The sequence below is a fragment of the Mesorhizobium sp. M2C.T.Ca.TU.002.02.1.1 genome, from assembly GCF_003997225.1.
Genome location: NZ_RZTO01001148.1, coordinates 1 through 1,448, shown reverse-complemented (window position 1 = coordinate 1,448; position 1,448 = coordinate 1). Strand labels below are relative to the sequence as shown.

General features: G+C 65.3%; 1 protein-coding gene. It reads left to right on the top strand.

What is annotated here, in order from left to right; translation table 11 throughout:
- A partial coding sequence (locus EOD07_RS34205) for an RNB domain-containing ribonuclease (protein ID WP_127238335.1) occupies window positions 1–1,448 on the top strand: 1,448 nt, incomplete at both ends.

Here is a 1,448-nt window from a genome sequence, read left to right as displayed (position 1 = left end):
AATATACCGGCGCCGGTTCTCCGCCTGTCATTGCCATCCGCATTTCGCGCGGCGCCAGCGGCCCCGTGCCCGGCATCGGCGACCGCGTGCTCGCAAAGACCTTCCCGACCGACGATCCGTCAGGCCCTGCCTATACCGGGCGGGTGATGAAGATCTTCGAGAAGCGCAGCGACGCGGTGCTCGGCGTCTTCCGCGTGCTGAAGGACGGCACTTTCCGCATCGAGCCGGTCGAACGGCGCCAGCCGGAGCTGATCGTCGACAAGGAATTCCAAAACGGCGCGAAAAACGGCGACCTGGTCGAGGTCAAGCCGGCGCGGGCATCCCGTTACGGACTGCCCAGGGCAAAAGTGCTGGCGGTGCTGGGATCCTTGAGCAGCGAAAAGGCGGTCTCGATGATCGCCATCCACGCGCACGACATTCCCCATGTCTTTCCGGCGGACGTGATCGCCGAGGCCGAAGCGGTGAAGCCGGCGACGCTCGATCACCGCGAGGATTGGCGCGACCTGCCGCTGGTGACCATCGATCCGGCCGACGCCAAGGACCATGACGACGCCGTCTTCGCCACGCCTGATTCGGACGAGAAGAATCCCGGCGGCGTCGTCGTCACCGTGGCGATCGCCGATGTCGCGGCCTATGTGCGTTACGGCACACCGCTCGACCGCGAAGCCTTGAAGCGCGGCAATTCGGTCTATTTTCCGGATCGGGTCGTGCCGATGCTTCCCGAACGCATTTCCAACGATCTCTGCTCGCTGCGCGAGGGCGAGGATCGTCCGGCCATCGCCGTGCGCATGACCTTCTCCTCGGAAGGCCGCAAGCTCAGGCACTCCTTCCACCGCGTCATGATGAAGTCGGCGGCCAAGCTCGCCTATCCGCAGGCGCAGGCGGCGATCGACGGCGTGCCCGACGACAAGACGCGCCCGATCCTGGACAGCGTCCTGAAGCCGCTCTGGGACGCCTATGCCGTGCTGAAGCGCGGCCGCGACGCCCGCCAGCCGCTGGAACTCGACCTTCCGGAGCGCAAGATCCTGCTGAAGCCCGACGGCACGGTCGACCGCGTCATCGTGCCGGAGCGACTCGACGCTCATAAGCTCATCGAGGAGTTCATGATCCAGGCCAATGTCGCGGCCGCCGAGACCCTGGAGGGCAAGAAAGAGCCTCTCGTCTACCGCATCCATGACGCGCCGTCGCTCGCCAAGCAGGAATCGCTGCGCGACTTCCTGCAAACGCTCAGCCTGTCCCTGGCGCGCGGCGCGCAGATGCGGCCGAGCCAGTTCAATGGCATTCTGGAGCGGGTGCGCGGCGCCGACAACGAGGCGCTGGTCAACGAAGTGGTGCTGCGCTCGCAGAGCCAGGCCGAGTATTCGCCGAAGAATATCGGCCATTTCGGTCTCAACCTCAGGCGTTACGCGCATTTCACCTCGCCGATTCGCCGCTATTCCGATCTGATC